Below are 19227 nucleotides of genomic sequence, written 5' to 3' on the forward strand. Positions count from 1 at the left end.
TTGAGAAATCATAAGTTTTAGAAACTGAAGCTTTATTTTGTGATGCTTCATCTACTTGATTTTGCTCTTTTATGCTTTTAATCATACTCTCTGTATCACGAACACTCAATTTTTGTCCAATAATAGAGTTCACCATTAGTTGCTGCTGTTTATCATCCAATCCAACAAGCATTTTTGCATGTCCAGCAGTTATTTTCTGCTCTATCAAAGCTTTTTTAGTCATCTTTGAGAGCTGAAGTAAACGCAGTGTATTTGTAATATGCGCTCTGCTTTTATGAATCATCGCAGAGAGACCCTCATGTGTTATTTCATGTAGTTTTAAAAGTTCATTATATGCTTCTGCCAACTCAACAGAATTTAACTCTTCTCTTTGAATATTTTCAATAAGTGCAAATTGGCGCATTTTATGCTCATCACTATTGAGAACAATTGCACGGATTTCTTTCATTTTTGCTAATTTAGATGCACGAAATCTTCGCTCACCAGCAATCAAAATATAGCCATCAATATCTTCTGTGACAACGACAGGTTGCAGTAAACCATCATTTTTTATAGACTCTGCAAGTTCTTGTAAAGATTCTTCGTTAAATGATTTTCTTGGTTGAAAAGGATTAGGTCTAATCTCTTTAAGTGGAATTTCTAAAATTTCATCACGCTGCGTGCCTTCGTTATCGTACGCTTCATCTATTTCACCTAAAAGTGCATCAAGACCTCTACCTAATTTTTGACTTTTCACTACAACAGCTCCTTAAAAAACTGAAAATTATTTAATAATAGCTTGTGCTAAATGTTGATAGGCTATGGAGCCAGTTGATTTTACATCATAAAGAATTGCAGGCTTACCAAATGATGGAGACTCCGCAAGTTTCACATTTCGTGGTACTACGATGTATTTATCTGCTTCATCTTTAAAAAGCTTTCCTTTAAAGTGTTGACGCAAATCGGCAAACACTTGTTTAGACAAGTTATTTTGAGAAGAGAACATTGTCGGCAAAAAACCTTTTACAGCCAATTTTGGATTGATTGATTTTCTTACAAGCTTCACAGTATTTAAAAGCTGTGCCAAACCCTCCAGTGCAAAAAATTCACACTGAATAGGAATAATAACTGAATTTGCTGCTGAGAGTGCATTTATTGTCATAGGTCCAAGCGCAGGAGGGGAATCAATAATAATATAGTCATACTCTTTTTGTATATTTGCAATAGCTTTTTTAAGAACTAATTCCCGACCTCGTGCTTTATCTGCATCATAGTACTCTTTTTCAATTCCAACAAGTCCAATGTTTGATGGAGCAAGATGAAGTGTTGGCAGGTCAGATTTTAAAATAATATCTTTAAGTTTTTTTGTCCCAATCAATACATGATATATATTAAATTCATAATCATTTCTATGAAAACCAAGTGATGTTGTCGCATTCGCTTGTGGATCCGAGTCTATCAAAAGTACTTTTTTTTCTGCAACAGCAAGTGAAGCAGCTAAATTAACAGCAGTAGTAGTCTTACCTACCCCACCCTTTTGATTTGCAATTACAATTATTTCACTCATCGTCTGCTATATATCCTCTCACCATTAATACTTATGCTACCATCATCTTCTAGTTTCACTCTTTGAAGTGAAATTTTCTGACCATCTTTATGTGTAAAAAACTTTTTATTTGTGTAAAATTCTAACTTATATTTACTAAAAACTTGCTTCCATAAAAACTTTTTTTCAAGATTTTGAAAATAAGTCTCTAATAAAGCTTTTTTATCTATATCTATATCTAATTTTGAAAACTCTTCGACGGAAGAAATAAGATTGATACCAACACCACAAATTATAGTTTTATCTACAACAGTAGTTATCATTCCACCAATTTTATTCTCACCTATATAAAAATCATTTGGCCACTTTAAAAATACCTCGGAGCCAAACGCAGACAATGTCTCTTTTAAAATAGATGCAAAATAGATAGATGCAGACTCTAACTTTAAATCTCTTGGCAAATCTTCTAATGGTAAAGCAAAAGAGAGAAAAAGATTTCCCTCTTTTGAAATCCAAGAATTATTTCTACTCCCTATTCCTTGCGTTTGTACTTGAGCTATAACTGCTACTGGAGCATTTAGCTCTTTTAATAGTATTGATTTTTTAAGATATAATTGTGTTGAATCAATAGATTTAAGAGAGAGTATCTTCAAGTACAACTCTTTTACCATTTATATAAGAAATAATATCCATCTCTTTTTTGGAGTTTGGTTGTACTCTAAAAATTCTAATTGCACCACGCTTACAAGTCACAACTATGCTATCTTTATCTATCGCTATAATTTTACCAGCTTCATCAAACTCTTTTTCTCTCTCTTGCAGTGCTATTTTTTTTAACTTTAAACCACTTGAGAGATAAACTCCAGGCCAAGGAGTAAATGCTCTATATTTGTTAAAAAGCTCTACAGCATCATCAAAATCAACTTCACCGTCAGCTTTAGTAATCTTTTTACAATGCGTTGCCTGTGTTTCATCTTGCTCTATAGGAGTTAAAGTAGAAAAATTTTCTAAAACATCAATAGTTAAATCAGTAGCAACATCAGTAAGCGCATCAAACAGTTCTTCAACCATCTCATCATCAGCTACATCTATAGTTTTTACCTTTAAAATAGCACCAGTATCAAGTCCTTCATCCATAAGCATAGCTGTTACACCAGTTTGAGGTTCTCCATTTAAAAGAACTTGCTGAATAGGGCTTGCCCCTCTATAGTGAGGTAAAATAGAAGCATGGAGATTAATACAAGGAGCATAAGTAAGAATCTCTTTAGGTAAAATTTGTCCATACGCTGCAACAACAATATAATCACAATCAATTGTTCTAAACTCTTCTACTACTTCTTCATCACGCAATCTTGTTGGTTGATAAACCGGTACATTATATTTCATTGCTAAAGTTTTAACAACCGGAGCAGTCATTATTTTTTTTCGTCCAACGGGTTTATCAGGCTGGGTATAAACTGCAGTTACATTTATATCTTTCGTATCGAGCAGTTTTTGTAAAATTTTTTCTGCATAGTCGGGTGTTCCCATAAATACTACATTCATCTATTAGCCTTTTTTGTAAAAATTGTACCACCCTTATGCTTACCATCAAGCATAAAACTCTCTACATCACTCAAATCAAATCCACTCGCTAAAAACATCTCTTTATCTGCATTTAGCAGATATTCTGCTGCTTTTAATTTTGTAACAATTCCACCAGTGGCAAAAATATTATTTGGATTTACATCTTTTTGTAGCTCTTTTTTATCTATGTTTTCTACTTTTTTAATTACCTGTGCATTAACATTTTCACGAGGATCACTATTGTAGTAAGCATCTATATCTGAAAGAATTATCAACATATCCGCATTTGTATGATTGGTAATATAAGCAGAGAGCTGATCATTATCACCTACTTCAAGTTCATCTGTTGCTGTGGCATCATTTTCATTGACTATAGGAATTACACTATTTTTTATTAAAGTCTCAACAGTCGCTTTAACTCTTAAAATATCATCCTCTTTTTTCAAATTTGCTGCTGTTACCAAAACTTGTGCTACCACATGTTTGTATTTGGCAAATTTACTTGCATATTTTTGCATCAGAACTGGCTGACCAATAGCTGCTAGTGCCTGTTTATTGGAGACAATTGTTCTATCAAGTTTTAGCTTTGTATATCCACCAGCTACAGCACCTGATGAGACTAAAATAACTTCATATTTTTCTTGTAATTTTACCAAAAAGTCTACTAATGCCTGCATTCGTTTCAGCGCAATTTCACCATTTTGAGTTAAAACAGCACTACCAACTTTTACTACAACGCGTTTCACAAAAACTACTTTCTAGTTTGGTGCACTAAATTAAAAAGTGAATATCTTAAAGGTTCTATATTTTTATTTATAGCCGATGATATAGGAACAATAAAGTAAGGTTTCTCAACATCATATCCCAATGTCTCATCTGCACTCTCTTGTATGAAATAGGGGAGTTCTGCATCGAAATCAAATTCACTTTTTTTAGTTGGATTCAGACCTAACATTTCAATAAAAGAATTAATTTTTTTATTTAGTTCATCTGGATCAACTATATCAACACGAGTAAGTGCAATAGCATATCTTGAAGTTCCAAGTTTGTCAGAAAATGATGCAACTTCATTTTTAAGTGTCTCTATTTGCTCTTTCAGATCTCGATATGAAGCTAAATCAATCATAAAAAGAAGTGTTTTTGTTCTCTCAATATGGCGTAAAAACTTAATTCCAAGCCCTTTACCTTCATGAGCACCACCAATAATTCCAGGAATATCTGCCATAACAAAAGATTCATAATCTCCTATGTTTACTTGACCTAATTTTGGAGTAAGCGTAGTAAATTCATAATTTGCTATCTCTGGTCTTGCATTTGAAACAGTAGAAATAAGTGTAGATTTACCGACATTTGGAAAGCCTACTAAACCAACATCAGCTATAAGCTTCAAATCTAATTTAATATCTCTTGTTTGCCCTTTTTCACCCGGTTGTGCATAAGTAGGTCTTTGATTTGTAGGAGATTTAAAGTGTGTATTTCCAAGTCCACCTTTACCACCTTCAAGAAATTTCTCTTCTTGACCATGTTTGAGCATATCAAAAAGTACTTCTCCACTTTCACTATCTATAATTTGTGTTCCAGGTGGTACAATAACCACTTTTTTCGCACCCGATTTACCGGTACAGTTTGAACCCTCACCAGGACGACCATTATCTGCTTTTATATGCATTTTTCTTTGAAAATGAGAGAGTGTATGTGTATTGTTATCACATTTAAACCAGATGTCTCCACCCTTGCCACCATCACCACCATTTGGACCACCATTGAGTACAAATTTTTCGCGACGAAATGCCACACACCCTTGCCCACCTTTTCCTGATGAGACTGTTAATTCGACACTATCTGTAAACATTATTTATCCTTGGTTTGCTTTTATGGAAGCATAAATATTTAAAAATAGACTATTATAAAATAGTTACATTATTAAATATTTAAAAATTTATTTTTTGGAAAAATCCGAAAGAAAGAGTTGCTTAGGCATAAAAGCCTAAACAGTTGTAGAACTATGCAGCAGGTATAATTGAAACTTGTTGACGTTTTTTATCTTTTCTCTCAAACGCAACAGTACCATCAACTAAAGCAAAAATTGTATGGTCTTTTCCCATACCAACATTTTTACCTGGGTGAACTTTAGTTCCACGTTGACGGATGATGATATTACCAGCAATTACTGCTTCACCACCAAATTTCTTTACACCAAGTCTTCTACCAGCCGAATCACGATTATTCTGTGTACTACCCTGACCTTTCTTATGTGCCATCTCTAATCTCCTTAAAATTGGTTCCCAATTTTAAGGGAACCTCTTATTTATTTTATTACGCAAAAGGAACAAAGTCCCTTTAGCTACGCTAACGCTAAGTTTTCTTAAGCAGAAAGCTCACGCAACTAGTTGCTTTTTAGTTAATAAACTTCTTTAAATAACTTATGCAGCTATTTTAGTAATTCTAACACGAGTATAGTCTCTTCTAAAACCACGCTTTACTTTACTATCTTTACGACGACGCTTTTTGAAAGTGATAACTTTCTTATCACGACCTTCACTGATAACTTCAGCAGTAACAACAGCACCATCTACATATGGAGCTCCCATTTTAAGTTCTCCAGCATTTACAGCTAGAACTTCTTTGATTTCGATAGTAGCTTCTGGCTCAAGAGACATTTTATCTAAAGATAATATATCACCCTCTTGAACTTTATACTGCTTACCACCATTTTTAATAATTGCGTACATCTATGGTCCTTAAATATTTTTAGGTTGTATTTCTACAAAAAGTTCGGAATTATACCTAACTAAGTTTTAATTTATGTTTAATCTTGAAGACTTTTTAAAAAGAGTAACCATTTACAAGTGCTATAGCATCAATTTCTACAAGCGCATTTTTAGGTAAAGTCTTTATAGCAACAGTTGAACGGGCTGGCTTATGTAGACCAAATGCTTTTTCATACACTTCATTTACTACTGCAAAAGAGTCCATATCTGCTAAAAATATAGTTGTTTTTATAACACTATCCATTGAACTTCCAGCCTCTTCAAGCACTGCTTTTAAATTTTCTAAAACTCTTACTGCTTGTACACCCACATCCTTACTTAAAAGTTCATCTGTACCTTCTGGTGTTAATGCAATCTGTCCTGAAGTGTAAACCATACCATTTACTACAGTTGCTTGTGAATATGGTCCTATCGCTGATGGCGCTTTATTTGTTTGTATAAATTTCATTTTTTCTCCCTGCTTTCTTGATATTTTTCTTCTGCATTATCCATAAAAGAGTTAAACATCTCTTCATCTCTATACCCTAAAGTAGCGTAAAGAATGTTCCCTTTTGCATCTACAAAGTAGTGCCTTGGAATTGGTGCAGTTTTAAACTTTGCAGGAATTTTATCTCTATCTCGTGAAAGATGAATAGTAATAAATTCTCTATGCAATCTCTTTTTTATTGCTTTAATTTGTAAGGTTGTACGCTCAAATTTTCGGCACCAACCACAACTATCTGAAGTAATCAAAACATACACCAACTTATGAGTTTTTGCAGCTTCTTTCAATCCTTTTTGATAATTATGTGACCAACCTAGCTCAACAGCTTGTAAAGAACCAATAAATAGCAATAACACAAAAATAGCTCTCATATTTATCTCCACTCTTCTATTAAAATTTTAAACACTTGATGTAACTCTTGGACTTCTTTTAAAGTTGTTCTCTCATTTACAGAGTGAATTGTATCATTTTTTACACCAAATTCAATGACATCAATTCCAAACGCAGCAATAAAGCGTGCATCGCTTGTTCCACCTGCTGTTGAGTGTTTTGGTACTCTATTTGTCACTTTTTCAATGGCTGCGTCAATATTTTTAACAAGTTTTGTATCTGTATTCGTTTTAAACGGATACGAACCCTGCGTTAAACGCAACTCATAGTCAAAATCTTTCAAATACTTCTCTACGAATGCTCGAACCTCTTTTTGTGTTGTTTTTGTATTGTTTCTTACATTAAACATCATTTTAAGTTCATTTGGAGTTACATTTGTTACTTGCATTCCTGCACGAATATCTGTAACGACAAACTTTGAAGGAGCAAAATACTCATCGCCATTATCTAAATCAACACCTGCCATCTCTCCAAGCACCTGTGCTATTTGATGAATAGGATTTATTGCTTTTTCGGGGTATGCAGCATGTCCCTGCTTTCCTTTTATCGTGATATATCCATTTATAGAGCCTCGTCGTCCCACCTTTATAGCATCACCAAAATTCTCTTCACAGGTAGGCTCTGCCACGACACAAACATCTGGTAACATCTCTTTTTCTTTAAGATATTCTAAAACTTTCACAGTCCCATTTATAGCATCGCCTTCTTCATCCGAGGTTAATAGTAAAGAGAGTGTTCCCCTAAACGCAGTTGCCTCTTTTAGAGCCTGAGTAAACGCAGCAACACCACTTTTCATATCTTGCGCACCACGCCCATAAATATAGCCATCTTTTTGTGTTGCAATATAAGGATCACTATCCCAGCCGTCTCCTGCAGGGACAACATCAACATGCCCCGCAAAACAGAGATGCTCACCTTCACCAAATTTTTTATAAATAAAAAGATTTTTTACATCTTCTACATCAATTCTAATCGCACTGAAACCCTCAAGATAATCTTCCATAAAATTTAAAATTCCACCATCATTCGGTGTTTCACTTTTAGAATTTATAAGATATTTAAAAAGTTCTATAAGTTCCAAAACTTAATCCACTGGATTTTCATAAAAAATATATGGAGTAGAGTAGTTACTTATTTCAAAATAGAGCTTTTTCTCTCCTTTATCCACGCGAAAGTTTTGATTTGTATCAAGATAACCATAGCCATATCTATAATCTCTAGAATTACTTCCATCTGTACTTGTTGCAGTAGTTAACTTTCCAACTTTAATAAATCTTTTTACAAGTTTACCACCCATATAAATATCTAAAACTCCATTACTTCCCGTCCAATTTTGCAAAGAACGCCCTATCTTATTTTGTGTCTCTTGCGTACACCCAGCAAAAAACAAACTTATACCAACCAATGTCACTAAAATGATTTTTTTCATTATATCTCTCCATATTTTAATTTTTTTAAAGCTGCTTCTTCATCATCTTGACGCATTAAAGATTCGCCAACCAAAAAGGCATCTACACCAGCTTTACTCAAATCTTCAAGCTGTCCATGCTCATAAATACCACTCTCAGCCACAATAATTTTTCCATTTGGAATAAGAGGCATCAACTCATACGAAAGGTTCATATTCATTTCAAAAGTTTGTAAATTTCTATGATTTATTCCAATGATGTCTGCACCAGCATAAATAGCTTTTACTAAATCTTTTTTATCATGCACCTCAACAAGTGCTTCCATTCCCAGATGTCTCGTATAGTTAAGTAACTCTTTTAGCTCACTTTTACTCAGTGCTGCTGCAATTAAAAGTATAAAATCTGCTCCAAATACTAGTGCTTCTAAAATCTGATATTTTGAGATAATAAAATCTTTTCTAAGCAGTGGAATCCCAACATATCTTCTAATACCTGCAAGATAATCTAAAGAACCTTGAAAAAAGTGTGGTTCAGTTAAAACAGAAATAGCACTAGCCCCACCTCTTTCATAACTCTGTGCAATAGCCAAAGGATCAAAATCTTCACGAATAACACCTTTTGAAGGTGATGCCTTTTTTACTTCAGATATAATTCTATAAGGGTCCTCTTCTGTAGCTTTAAGATAAAGAATAACCTCTCTAGGCTGTCTTGCATTATATGCTAAAGAGCGTCCTAACCAGTCAAGTGAAAACTCTTTTTCTCGTTTTACTAAATCTTCTTTCGTCTTTTTTATAATATCATCTAAAATCATTTTTGCTTTCTTACCTTTTTCGTTTTATAGGATTTATTTAAACATTTTTTTACTGCGTCTATATGTTTAATTACTTCTGGATTATCGCCACCTTCAAGTGTTGCAATGCGTCTGAAAATCTTCTCAGCCTTTTTACACTCTCCTAGCTTGTAATATCCCCATGCTAAAGAGTCCAAATAGTATGCGGAATCAGGGTTTTTCTTTAAAACATTTTCAATATATGCCATTCCTTTTTTAACATCAACATTATGATCAATCAAAATATAACCCAAATAATTTTCATACAAAGGACTTTGTGTCTGAGCTACAACATCTTCAAGTTTTTTTACTACATCTGTAACTCTTTTTTTAGAGATATTGTTCTCATGACTCTCATATTCATAAATAGCACCCTGCCCTAAATATTTTACATCTGCAGTTTTTGCATAGAGTTTATCTGCCAATTTATAAGCTTTATCATAATCTTTACCTGTAATGTAAAGTTGCAACAAGACATCATCATCCGCCCCACTCTCTTCAAGGAAATTCATAAGTTGAATATAATCTCGTTTATAGGCATAAATTTGTATAATTTTTTGTGCAACATTTTCACTTTTATCTACATTATAGAGTCGCTTATATGTAGATAAGAGCCCATCTATATTATTTTCATGACTATAAATACCTATAAGCCTGTTGCAGATAAGCTTCGAGCAACCATTAATACGAGTATGTGTTTCCAAATAAGCAATAGTATCTTTCTTTCTATGTAAATTTACATACAGTATAATAGCCATCTTATCTAAGATCTTTTCATTATAGTTTTGAACATAAGCACTATCGAGATATTTCAGTGCCATGTTATACTCTTTTTTCTTTATAAATACATCACTAGCCAAAAGATAGTCATCAGCCTCTTTTGTTTTAGCAGCAAGAGATACAGCAAGCTTCTTTGCTCTATCAAGTGCAGGCAGCTTTATTAAAGCCCTGATTTTATATCTCACTAACTTCGCATCTGCTAAAGAGTCTTGACTCAAAGTATCAACACGGGCAATGACATTTTTATATTCACCAGCTTTTAAAGCATCCTCTAAAGAGCGATAAAGATACTCTTTTTTTGAAGATTTTTTATAGAGTTTTTCAAACAAAATAGCAGCACTCTTATAATCTCGTATCTGTTCTGCACGAAGAGCAAATAAAATATAAGTATCTTCACCCTCAAAAGCCTTTTCATTTGCTTTTACTGGCACATGTTGCGTCGAACATGAGATAAAAGTAAGCGATAATAATATAATAGTAATAATTTTAATCATCAATAATTCCTGGACACTCTTGTTTTAATTCATCTACCCGCGTTTTAAAATAGTCCCAAAAAGGAAAAGTTTTGCACTGAGATGGTCTTGCCATATATATTTTACAGCCATTTGATTCTCTATCATAAAAAACACATTCATAGGAGTCGTTAAACTTCTGCTCTTTTATTGAAAATTTATAACCTTTTTGAAAAAGGTATTTTACCCTGAAATCGTTAACCTCCATCTCAAGCAAAGAAGCGATATTTTCAATCTCATTTTTACTAACATAAATGTAACCGCTTTCACCAGTACAGCAGCGTCCTTCGCATGTTGCGCAGGCATCTGTGTTGAAGCTATATGGATAGCCCTCTTTTTTTATTATATTTGACATTTTATACTCTGTGTATTTGCTTTTTTATATATCTCTTGAACTTTTGGTGAAGGTTCATCGCCTTCAAAACTAATAAACGGTGCCCACACTTTTAACATAGATTTTGAGCCATTTCTTGCATGAACCATTACCAATGAAGCGTTTCTATCACTCTTTGGATGCACAAACTGCACATCCACTACTCTCATTTTCACTTTTGCCAAGAGTTCACAAATAAGAGCAAATTGCGTAGCATCATAACAAAATATAAAATGAGAATGCGGCTTTAAAAGTTGTGAAACTTTTTTAAAAAATGGTTCAAGTGGAAGGTTTACATTATAACGGGCATGAAAAAGCATCTCATTTTCACTTTTTTGCACTCCATCAGGATAAAAAGGAGGATTTGAGATAATATAATCATATTTTTCTGAATTATCAAGCTCTAAAAAATCACCTGCATATAAACGCAACTCAATATTATTTACCCTTGCGTTTATTTTGGCATATTCTCTAAACGCAGCCTGTTTTTCCACCGCCTCTAAAGTTACTTTTTTATTATCTCGTGCTACTAACAAGCCTACAACACCACACCCTGTTCCAACATCTAAGAGTTTCCCTTTTGGTTTAAAAAAATTGATAAAATCATAAAGAAAAATAGAATCACTGTTGTAACAGTAGCCTGATTGTGGCTGATAAAGAAGCATTAATTAAAGTCCCTTGGGTTATAATGTTGCAATTATATCATAAAGGTTTATTTACAATGATTATCATTCCTGCAAGACTCGCATCAACGCGTTTTCCACAAAAAGTACTCGCTGAAATTGACGGACTTCCTATGGTTGTGCGTACTGCAAAAAGAGTTGCACATTTAGACAAAGTTATTGTTGCGGCTGATGATGAGATTATCATCAAAAAGTGTAAAGAGTATGGCATCGATGCAATGCTTACTTCAACAACACATAAAAGTGGAACAGATAGAATCTATGAGTGTGCTTCACTCCTTGATTTGAGTGATGATGAGCTTATCATTAATGTCCAAGCAGATGAGCCTTTTATTGAGCCTGATGTTGTCAAATCACTCATGAACAAACTAAAAGAACTCCAAACGCGCCAAAGAGAGTTCATTATGGGAAGTTGCTACAACTCTATAAACGCAGAGGCAGCAACTGACCCAAACCTTGTAAAAGTAGTGCTCGATGCCGAGGGTAATGCTATTTACTTTTCTCGTGCAAAAATTCCCCATAACCAAAGTGGAGAAGCAGTTTACTTCGGACATATCGGTATTTACGGCTTTTCAAAAAAGAGTCTAAAAGAGTTCTGCAACCTCAGCGATGCACCTATAGAGGACATTGAAAAACTAGAACAGCTCCGTGCAATTTATCATCAAAAGAAAATTGCTATGGTAAAAGTAGCAAGTACAGGTTTTGGGATTGACACGAAAGAGGATTTAGCAAGAGCGGTAGAGATATTTTTATAATATCTCTATTTGAGTTTTTATTATAACAAAGTTGCAAACTCCACCGCTTTTACAGCCTTAGAAAAATAATACCCCTGCATCAGACAACAACTATTTTCCAATAAATATTCTTTATCATCTTTTGTCTCAACACCTTCTGCTAAAACTTCAAGATTCAAAGCATTTCCAAGGGCAATGATAGCTTTAACTATCTCTTTACTATCAGGATTTTCATTCATATCTAGAACAAAAGATTTATCAATCTTAATTTGAGAAATTGGAAATTTTTTGAGATATAAAAAGGAGGATTCACCTGTCCCAAAATCATCAATAGCTAAAGATACACCTAAAGCTTTTATCTCTGAGAGTGCTTCATTATTTTCTTGTGGTCTTTGCATTACCTGCCTCTCAAGTATTTCAAGCTTCAGCCACTCTGGTTTAAAGTCATACATCTGCATAACTTTTTGTAAATGTTCTAAATAGTGAGAATTTTCCAACTGTTTTATAGCTAAATTAAGCGACAAGACACCCGGATTTTTTCCCTCTTTGTACCACTGACTAAACTGTGCCATAGCACTCTGCATCATCCAGTTGTCTATCTCAATTATCAGATTACTCTGCTCAGCAATGGGAATAAATTCATCAGGAAATAGCATGCCATTGTGCGTACCATTCCATCGTATAAGTGCTTCAGCTCCGACTATTTTCCCACTTCTGCCATCTACAACAGGCTGATAGTAGGTCTCAAAATAGTTATGTTTCAGGGCTTCTCGTATGCCATTTTCTATTTTTATTTTATAAGAGACTATCTGTGTCATCTCATCAGAGTAGAACCATCCTCTGTTTCTTCCCTCTTGTTTTGCCTTATACATTGCCGTATCTGCATATTTTACCAAATCACCTAAAATTTCTGTATCATCAGGAAAAATACTAATACCAGTACTACATGAGATATGAAATGTATGTTTTTCAAAAATATATGGCTGTACGATTTCTGTTAAAATATTCTGTGCTTTTTGCACAACAACATTCAAATCTTTAATATTTTCCATCATCACTGTAAACTCATCGCCACCAATTCTTGCAACAGTATCTTCTGCTCTGGTATGGTGCGTTAGTCTTTGTGCAACTTCTTGTAAAAGCACATCTCCCATATCATGTCCAAGAGAATCATTGATCTCTTTAAACATATCTAAATCTATAAAAAGAAGTGCAAGCTTTAGCCCATCCCTTTTTGCATAAGAAATTGCATGTTCTAACCTGTCATAAAAGAGATTTCGATTTGCAAGTCCTGTAAGCCCATCATGATTTGCCTGATGGTAAAGCTTCTCCTGCATCTCTTTTCTCTCTTGAATATTTCTCCAAGAGGCATACACATATTTTTTGTGTTCTATCTCTATTGGTGCAAGCTTTATCTCAAACCAACTCGGAGTTCCATTATATTTCAGATGTACCCACTCAAACTGCTGTTCTTCTCCTCGCTCTGCAGCGGCAATATACTCTTTTGCAGCTTCCATAGACAACCTTCCATCTGGCTGGTATTCAGGTGAGACTTCATAAGGTGCAGCATTAAGGAGTTTCTCTTTTGAAGGGTATCCTAAACTTTTGTATGCAGTTTCATTGCAATCTACAAATCTATCCTCAGCAAGAACCAATATACCTTCTGCTGATTTTTCAAAAAGTGTTTCAAAAGCATCTTTTTGATTTTGTAAAATCCTTCTGTTGTCTGTCATCTCTGCACTCACTACATTAATCAAGTGCGCCAATGCATTGATAGAGATAGCCTGATGCGTAAACTCTTTAGAGATTTTATTAATCTGTTTTTTACTATTTACCTGTTCATCTTCACTCAGAACAAGAAGTGTCATTGTTTGATTTAAAAACTCTTTTTTCTTTGCTGTATAAAACTCTCCATAAGTAAAAAATCCACTCGTAGGCGCAATCTTTGCAAGTGGAAGCAACTCATTTATAATATCATCATTGAGGTAATGTCTCCGTGCTAAACAGGAGTATATAAAAATAGCTTCTACTGGTTTTTGTGCAACATTTTGTGCGATTTGTGTGGATTTTGCATGAATACTTTTAATATAACCATACCCAAACTCTACGATGTCTCCATCTTGAAAAGCTCCAGCGAAACTCAAGCTACCATCAGAATGTACTTCACTCACAGCTCGTGAAATCAAAAAACCGCCCCTGTTTATTATAAGAGGAAACTCTGTTCCACTAGCAGGAAGAGCCTTGGCTATATCTTCTCCAAGATAATGTTTATAAGTTTCATAAGCACTGCGTTTACCTATGGTGTAAACACGATTATTTACTGCCTTTGTAATGCTAAGGGCAACACCTATTTGAGACCAGTTATAACTGTAGTCTGTGTAAACATGTAATGTTTTTGAGTTCAAAGAAACAGCTACTGCACCCTTTGCAAAAACTTTATCTTTTGTAAAGACATATGTACTCTTATTCGCTGCACCGTGAGCTGCTATACCACCTGAAATTACTATATTTTTGTTTATACTACTGATTCCCTGTAAATACTCTTCACCTGAAGTGTTATAACAAGTTGCAAAACTTATAAGTGCTTGCGTATCTTTTTGTATAAGCTCTTGTGCCAATGCCCTACCGCTGGAAAAACCTTGGTCATCATGTATGTGATATGCTACTTCAAGAGAAGTTCTTTCAAAATATGTAAAATTTATAAGCGCTGCGTTTAGAGAGACCTCAGCATCTGCTATTTGTCCATCTGTAGTTGTACCTATAATCTTGGCATGTGAGAAAAAAGTATTGAGATCACTAAGAAGTTGTTTTATAAACGCAGCCTCATTTATATCTGTAAAAATTTGTATAAGAAGTGAAGAAGAGTCAATAATTTCATGTGAAATTATAAATAATTGTAAGAAGTCTCGGTTTTCATAGTCATGACTAATACTTTGCATATAACAATGGTACAAGCAAAAAACTTAAGGAACACTTTTTAATAAATAATATATGAAATTTTAACGGGAGAAAACAAGTCCCATAAATAAGGACTTGTAAGGAAGAAAAGTTTAGAACTTAGATGTTATCGCGAATACCTAAATCTTCGATTAGTTTTGCGTAAGCTTCTTTGTTAGTTCTTTTGAAATATTTCATTAAACGACGGCGTTGTCCAACTAGTTTAAGTAGTCCTAAACGAGACGCGTGATCTTTTTTGAAAACTTTAAGATGTTCTGTTAATTCTACAATTCTTGTAGTTAAAAGTGCAATTTGAACTTCACTTGAACCAGTGTCATTTTCTTTGCGACCATATTTCGCAACTATTTCTTGTTTTTTAGCCGAATCTAAAGCCATAATAGCCTCCTGATGGGTATAATAATCTAACTCAAATGCCATTGCACTAAAAGTTGAAATGCGATTATATCTAAAACTTTCTTTAATTTCTTTTATGCTTAATTTAGTTATAATAAATACTCAACTTAAATAAAAACAAAGATTTAAACATATGCTAATAACACGAGCTAGTGAATACGCGATACTTTCACTCATACTTATATCATCTGCAACAGAGCCAATAGATAGTGACACACTCTCAAAAGAGCTCTCAATTTCCAAAAGCTTTTTAGCAAAAATTTTGCAATCCTTGGCTAAACAAAATATATTAAAATCATATAAAGGCGTCAATGGAGGCTTTTTACTTAATCAAGAGCCAGCGAAAATTGATATGCTTGGTGTAATGACTTGTGTTGAGGGCAAAGGTCCTGCCGTATTTGAGTGTTCACCTTCACAAGAAGATTGTCCCTCCGAGAGAGCACACATCTGCTCTTTATGGCCATTTTTAAACAAATTACAAGGAAAAATAGACCTCTTTTTAGCAGAAATAACTTTAGAAGATATACTCAAAGATTAAGATAAACATGGCAAAAAAACTCACTACTAAACAAAAAATCGGCACTTCTATGAACTTTGTATTGGGCAACAGAGATTTAGGTGTTGTTATTTTTGTTATGACTATTTTAGCCATCATAATTGTTCCTTTACCTTCTGAAGTTTTAGATGTATTGCTTACTATTTCCATAGCACTTTCTGTCCTAATTTTACTTATCTCTTTATATGTACCAAAACCTACTGACCTTACTACTTTTCCTACTCTTATTCTTATTTTAACACTCTTTCGGCTTTCACTTAATATTGCTACGACAAGGATGATTTTAAGTCATGGAAATGAAGGACCAGAACATGTCAGTAGTGTTATTACCAGTTTTGGGGACTTTGTGGTCGGTGGAAACTATGTTATTGGTATTATTGTTTTCTCCATTCTAGTTCTTATTAACTTTATGGTTATCACAAAAGGTTCGACCAGAGTTGCAGAAGTTGCTGCTCGTTTCGTCCTTGATTCTATGCCTGGAAAACAGATGGCAGTTGATGCCGATCTAAACGCAGGACTAATAGATGATGCACAGGCAAAACAACGCCGTGCCGAGATTTTACAAGATGCCAACTTCTATGGAGCAATGGATGGTTCTTCAAAGTTTGTCAAAGGTGATGCAGTTGCCGGAATTGTCATTACACTTATCAATATCATCGGTGGATTTCTTATTGGTGTTTTCCAATACGACATGGACATATCAGCAAGTGCTTCGACATTTACACTTTTAACTATTGGTGATGGACTTGTGAGTCAGGTTCCTGCTCTTATTATTTCAACGGCTACGGGTATTATGATTACCCGTTCTTCCAGTGATGGTGAGAACTTTGCAGAGGGAACCATTAACCAGATGGTCGGGAATGCAAAAATAATGATGATTGTAGGCTTTATTATGCTGCTTTTTGCTCTTGTTCCAGGACTTCCAACGGCATCTATGGCATTTGTTGGTGGACTTTTTGCACTTCTTGGTTGGTCAATTTACAAATATGAAAAAGGGGAATTACATATACTTAACATAGAAGATATTGTCGGAAACAAAACAAAAGAGCAACTCAAAGAAGAGAAAGAGAAAATAGCACCACAAAAAACAAATGAAGAGATAGCAAAAGAGGAAGAGAGCGCTCTTGAAGATATTTTAAAAGTAGAGATGTTAGAACTTACTCTTGGGTATCAGCTTATTAAACTTGCAGACAGCTCTCAAGGTGGCGATTTACTAGAGCGTATCCGTTCCATGCGTAGAAAAATTGCCAGTGATTTTGGATTTTTAATGCCACAAGTGCGCATACGAGATAATCTTCACCTTAAACCAGACCAGTACCAAATTTTGCTCAAAGGAATCAGCATCGGAGAGGGAATTATCAATCCTGATAAATTTTTGGCAATGGATAGTGGAATGGCTACAGGAGAGATTCAAGGCGAAGCTACAAAAGAGCCTGCCTTTGGACTTGATGCAATCTGGATACTTCCAGAACAAAAAGAGGATGCCATCATCAACGGCTATACAGTTGTAGATCCTGCAACCGTTATCTCTACACACATGAGCGAACTTGTCAAACGCAACGCCGAAGAGTTACTAACGCGACAAGAGGTACAATCTCTTATTGATAAAATCAAAGATGATTATCCTGTTATTATTGATGATGTTCTTAAAGTTGCTTCTATTGGTCTTATTCAACGCGTATTAAAAGCCCTACTTCATGAGAAAATTCCGCTCAAAGATATGCTTACAATATTAGAAACCATAGCAGACATTGCAGAGTTTACAAAAAATGTAGACCTTATCACTGAACAGGTACGAGCAAAACTCTCACGCGTCATCACACAAATGTATGCAGGAGAGGACGGTGTTATACGATTATTGACTTTTGACACGCAAACAGAACAGCTTTTACTACAAAAATCTCAAGAACAAGATGGGGTAAGAAACCTTCTCTTAAATGTAGGGGAAATCAATGCGCTCATCCAAGCAACCAGCCAAAAAGCAACAGAAGTTTTACAAAAAGGAATATCACCGGTAATCATCATAGTTGATCCACAAATACGTCGTAGTGTTGCTGAAATATTTGAGAGATTTTCTCTTGATGTGGTTACACTTTCTCATGCAGAGATTGATGCAAGTGCTACATTTGAGGTTATGGGCTCTATAGCCATACAAACAGAAGAATAAACTAAAAAAGGTATAAAATGACAAACAGAACAATCCACCATCTATCACACATCGATTTAGATGGTTATAGCTGCCAGCTAGTAATGAAATATACACCCTACGAAAAGTACAATTACAATGCCAATTATGGTCCAGAAGTAAGACAAAAATTAGATTTAATGCTTGAAAACATTAAAAAAGCAAAAAAAGATGCATATATCTTAATTACAGATCTCAATTTAACAGCAGATGAATCACGATGGTTGCAACATGAAGTAAAAAAGACAAATGATAACTATTGTAATGTAAAGCTTCAGCTACTTGACCATCATGGCAGTGGTGCAGAGAGTGCGAAAAAATTTGATTGGTATTTTCTTGATGTTGATCGTTGTGCTACTAAAATCACTTATGATTATGCAAAAGAGCATTTTGATTTAGATGAACCTACATGGATGCAAAAATATGTCAATGTCGTAAACGCAGTCGATTTATGGAAACAAGAAGAGCATGAAAATTTTGAGTATGGAAAAGTTTGCATGCGTCTAGTAACTGAAACAAGAGAGCTTAACCGTATTATGTTTGCTGAAGAAGATTCACACTATAAACTCTCACTTCTTTTAGAAGCAGTGAAATATATAAACGAACCAAGTGCACCCATTGTTCTTGATGATAAAATTCACACACTTAAAAAAGATTTTTTTAGAGAAGAGGAAGATAACACTCTTGATAACCTTGCCACAAAATATGTTGTAAAACTTCTTGGAAATGCTAGAAAAGAAAAAACTATTTACTACAAAGGCTACAGAGGCTATCTTAGTTATGGTGTTGGAAATACTTCTATTGTTGGAAATGGTTTTTTAACTGCTTACCCGGAATATGACTTTATAGTTGATGTAAGTTACCGCGGCGCTATGAGTTTACGAGCGAATAACAATGTTAGTGTTGCTTTAATATCGAAAGAGTGGGCAAATGGGGGTGGACATCCAAACGCAGCAGGAGGAAGAATTATGGGATTTAAAGAGCAATATCGTTATGATAAAGTCAAACAGCAAATTGAACAAATTATTAACGATAAAGAGTCTCGTGCAGGAGAGTTAGAGTATAAACAGGAGGAGTAA

22 protein-coding genes are annotated in these 19227 nt (G+C 34.4%); 4 read left to right on the forward strand and 18 right to left on the reverse strand.

The features are described 5' to 3' along the window. The 16 genes from MVY38_RS04680 to MVY38_RS04755 form a co-directional block, all read right to left on the reverse strand. The coding region (locus MVY38_RS04680) for a ParB/RepB/Spo0J family partition protein (RefSeq protein WP_297484002.1) at positions 1 to 736 on the reverse strand (736 nt) is incomplete at its 3' end. A 27-nt stretch (positions 737 to 763) separates the two neighbouring features. After that, positions 764 to 1546 (reverse strand): AAA family ATPase, encoded by a 783-nt coding sequence (locus MVY38_RS04685; protein WP_297484003.1) that lies wholly within the window; start codon positions 1544 to 1546, stop codon positions 764 to 766. Continuing rightward, on the reverse strand, positions 1543 to 2178 hold the full coding sequence (locus MVY38_RS04690) for a biotin--[acetyl-CoA-carboxylase] ligase (RefSeq protein ID WP_297484004.1): 636 nt from the start codon (positions 2176 to 2178) through the stop codon (positions 1543 to 1545). Before MVY38_RS04690 ends, MVY38_RS04685 begins: the two co-directional genes overlap by 4 nt. Next, positions 2159 to 3070 (reverse strand): methionyl-tRNA formyltransferase, encoded by a 912-nt coding sequence (gene fmt, locus MVY38_RS04695; RefSeq protein ID WP_297484005.1) that lies wholly within the window; start codon positions 3068 to 3070, stop codon positions 2159 to 2161. Before fmt ends, MVY38_RS04690 begins: the two co-directional genes overlap by 20 nt. Beyond that, positions 3067 to 3837, reverse strand: coding sequence for a glutamate 5-kinase (gene proB, locus MVY38_RS04700; protein ID WP_297484006.1), 771 nt, complete (start codon positions 3835 to 3837; stop codon positions 3067 to 3069). Before proB ends, fmt begins: the two co-directional genes overlap by 4 nt. A 5-nt stretch (positions 3838 to 3842) precedes the next feature. Further along, positions 3843 to 4943, reverse strand: coding sequence for a GTPase ObgE (obgE, locus tag MVY38_RS04705; protein ID WP_297484007.1), 1101 nt, complete (start codon positions 4941 to 4943; stop codon positions 3843 to 3845). Positions 4944 to 5094: 151 nt separating this feature from the next. Next, positions 5095 to 5352, reverse strand: a complete 258-nt coding sequence (gene rpmA / locus MVY38_RS04710) for a 50S ribosomal protein L27 (protein ID WP_297432704.1) — start codon at positions 5350 to 5352, stop codon at positions 5095 to 5097. A 162-nt stretch (positions 5353 to 5514) separates the two neighbouring features. Continuing rightward, on the reverse strand, positions 5515 to 5823 hold the full coding sequence (gene rplU / locus MVY38_RS04715; protein WP_297432707.1) for a 50S ribosomal protein L21: 309 nt from the start codon (positions 5821 to 5823) through the stop codon (positions 5515 to 5517). 94 nt (positions 5824 to 5917) lie between these two features. Further along, the gene (locus tag MVY38_RS04720; protein WP_297484008.1) at positions 5918 to 6310 is read right to left on the reverse strand and encodes a RidA family protein; all 393 of its coding nucleotides are present in this window, start codon (positions 6308 to 6310) and stop codon (positions 5918 to 5920) included. Further along, on the reverse strand, positions 6307 to 6717 hold the full coding sequence (locus MVY38_RS04725; RefSeq protein WP_297484009.1) for a thioredoxin family protein: 411 nt from the start codon (positions 6715 to 6717) through the stop codon (positions 6307 to 6309). Before MVY38_RS04725 ends, MVY38_RS04720 begins: the two co-directional genes overlap by 4 nt. Before the next feature lie 2 nt (positions 6718 to 6719). After that, complete coding sequence (gene dapE, locus MVY38_RS04730) at positions 6720 to 7817, reverse strand: succinyl-diaminopimelate desuccinylase (protein WP_297484010.1); 1098 nt, start codon at positions 7815 to 7817, stop codon at positions 6720 to 6722. A 3-nt stretch (positions 7818 to 7820) separates the two neighbouring features. Beyond that, entirely contained in the window at positions 7821 to 8165 is a 345-nt protein-coding gene (locus MVY38_RS04735; RefSeq protein ID WP_297484011.1) for a hypothetical protein, read from the reverse strand. Beyond that, the gene (trpC, locus tag MVY38_RS04740) at positions 8165 to 8956 is read right to left on the reverse strand and encodes an indole-3-glycerol phosphate synthase TrpC (RefSeq protein ID WP_297484012.1); all 792 of its coding nucleotides are present in this window, start codon (positions 8954 to 8956) and stop codon (positions 8165 to 8167) included. Before trpC ends, MVY38_RS04735 begins: the two co-directional genes overlap by 1 nt. Continuing rightward, on the reverse strand, positions 8953 to 10248 hold the full coding sequence (locus MVY38_RS04745) for a hypothetical protein (protein ID WP_297484013.1): 1296 nt from the start codon (positions 10246 to 10248) through the stop codon (positions 8953 to 8955). Before MVY38_RS04745 ends, trpC begins: the two co-directional genes overlap by 4 nt. Next, positions 10241 to 10621, reverse strand: coding sequence for a YkgJ family cysteine cluster protein (locus tag MVY38_RS04750; protein WP_297484014.1), 381 nt, complete (start codon positions 10619 to 10621; stop codon positions 10241 to 10243). The genes MVY38_RS04745 and MVY38_RS04750 overlap by 8 nt, the downstream gene beginning before the upstream one ends. After that, the gene (locus tag MVY38_RS04755) at positions 10609 to 11304 is read right to left on the reverse strand and encodes a methyltransferase (protein WP_297484015.1); all 696 of its coding nucleotides are present in this window, start codon (positions 11302 to 11304) and stop codon (positions 10609 to 10611) included. Before MVY38_RS04755 ends, MVY38_RS04750 begins: the two co-directional genes overlap by 13 nt. A gap of 56 nt (positions 11305 to 11360) precedes the next feature. Here MVY38_RS04755 and kdsB point away from each other — a divergent pair, with 56 nt between their 5' ends. Next, entirely contained in the window at positions 11361 to 12077 is a 717-nt protein-coding gene (kdsB, locus tag MVY38_RS04760; protein ID WP_297484016.1) for a 3-deoxy-manno-octulosonate cytidylyltransferase, read from the forward strand. Between the two features lie 20 nt (positions 12078 to 12097). On the opposite strand, the gene MVY38_RS04765 is transcribed toward kdsB, so the two are convergent. Together MVY38_RS04765 and rpsO are read right to left on the reverse strand one after the other, a co-directional pair. Next, a complete protein-coding gene (locus tag MVY38_RS04765; protein WP_297484017.1) occupies positions 12098 to 14995 on the reverse strand; it encodes an EAL domain-containing protein in 2898 nt (965 codons plus the stop codon). A 118-nt stretch (positions 14996 to 15113) separates the two neighbouring features. Next, on the reverse strand, positions 15114 to 15389 hold the full coding sequence (gene rpsO / locus MVY38_RS04770) for a 30S ribosomal protein S15 (RefSeq protein WP_297484018.1): 276 nt from the start codon (positions 15387 to 15389) through the stop codon (positions 15114 to 15116). A gap of 151 nt (positions 15390 to 15540) precedes the next feature. Between rpsO and MVY38_RS04775 the strand changes: the two genes are divergently transcribed. Genes MVY38_RS04775 through MVY38_RS04785 form a run of 3 tightly spaced genes read left to right on the forward strand, consistent with a single transcriptional unit; the run spans position 15541 to position 19227 of the window. Next, positions 15541 to 15945, forward strand: coding sequence for an Rrf2 family transcriptional regulator (locus MVY38_RS04775; protein ID WP_297484019.1), 405 nt, complete (start codon positions 15541 to 15543; stop codon positions 15943 to 15945). A 7-nt stretch (positions 15946 to 15952) separates the two neighbouring features. Continuing rightward, entirely contained in the window at positions 15953 to 18130 is a 2178-nt protein-coding gene (flhA, locus tag MVY38_RS04780) for a flagellar biosynthesis protein FlhA (RefSeq protein WP_297484020.1), read from the forward strand. Positions 18131 to 18147: 17 nt separating this feature from the next. Beyond that, complete coding sequence (locus MVY38_RS04785; RefSeq protein WP_297484021.1) at positions 18148 to 19227, forward strand: phosphoesterase; 1080 nt, start codon at positions 18148 to 18150, stop codon at positions 19225 to 19227.

The organism is Sulfurimonas sp. (assembly GCF_027056685.1).
Taxonomy (GTDB): domain Bacteria; phylum Campylobacterota; class Campylobacteria; order Campylobacterales; family Sulfurimonadaceae; genus Sulfurimonas.

Coding starts and splice junctions, on each gene's coding strand:
- MVY38_RS04685 (WP_297484003.1), bottom strand. CDS start 1,546: ATGAGTGAAATAATTGTAATTGCAAATCAAAAGGGTGGGGTAGGTAAG.
- fmt (WP_297484005.1), bottom strand. CDS start 3,070: ATGAATGTAGTATTTATGGGAACACCCGACTATGCAGAAAAAATTTTA.
- obgE (WP_297484007.1), bottom strand. CDS start 4,943: ATGTTTACAGATAGTGTCGAATTAACAGTCTCATCAGGAAAAGGTGGG.
- rpmA (WP_297432704.1), bottom strand. CDS start 5,352: ATGGCACATAAGAAAGGTCAGGGTAGTACACAGAATAATCGTGATTCG.
- rplU (WP_297432707.1), bottom strand. CDS start 5,823: ATGTACGCAATTATTAAAAATGGTGGTAAGCAGTATAAAGTTCAAGAG.
- MVY38_RS04720 (WP_297484008.1), bottom strand. CDS start 6,310: ATGAAATTTATACAAACAAATAAAGCGCCATCAGCGATAGGACCATAT.
- MVY38_RS04725 (WP_297484009.1), bottom strand. CDS start 6,717: ATGAGAGCTATTTTTGTGTTATTGCTATTTATTGGTTCTTTACAAGCT.
- MVY38_RS04735 (WP_297484011.1), bottom strand. CDS start 8,165: ATGAAAAAAATCATTTTAGTGACATTGGTTGGTATAAGTTTGTTTTTT.
- trpC (WP_297484012.1), bottom strand. CDS start 8,956: ATGATTTTAGATGATATTATAAAAAAGACGAAAGAAGATTTAGTAAAA.
- MVY38_RS04745 (WP_297484013.1), bottom strand. CDS start 10,248: ATGATTAAAATTATTACTATTATATTATTATCGCTTACTTTTATCTCA.
- MVY38_RS04750 (WP_297484014.1), bottom strand. CDS start 10,621: ATGTCAAATATAATAAAAAAAGAGGGCTATCCATATAGCTTCAACACA.
- MVY38_RS04755 (WP_297484015.1), bottom strand. CDS start 11,304: ATGCTTCTTTATCAGCCACAATCAGGCTACTGTTACAACAGTGATTCT.
- kdsB (WP_297484016.1), top strand. CDS start 11,361: ATGATTATCATTCCTGCAAGACTCGCATCAACGCGTTTTCCACAAAAA.
- MVY38_RS04765 (WP_297484017.1), bottom strand. CDS start 14,995: ATGCAAAGTATTAGTCATGACTATGAAAACCGAGACTTCTTACAATTA.
- rpsO (WP_297484018.1), bottom strand. CDS start 15,389: ATGGCTTTAGATTCGGCTAAAAAACAAGAAATAGTTGCGAAATATGGT.
- MVY38_RS04775 (WP_297484019.1), top strand. CDS start 15,541: ATGCTAATAACACGAGCTAGTGAATACGCGATACTTTCACTCATACTT.
- flhA (WP_297484020.1), top strand. CDS start 15,953: ATGGCAAAAAAACTCACTACTAAACAAAAAATCGGCACTTCTATGAAC.
- MVY38_RS04785 (WP_297484021.1), top strand. CDS start 18,148: ATGACAAACAGAACAATCCACCATCTATCACACATCGATTTAGATGGT.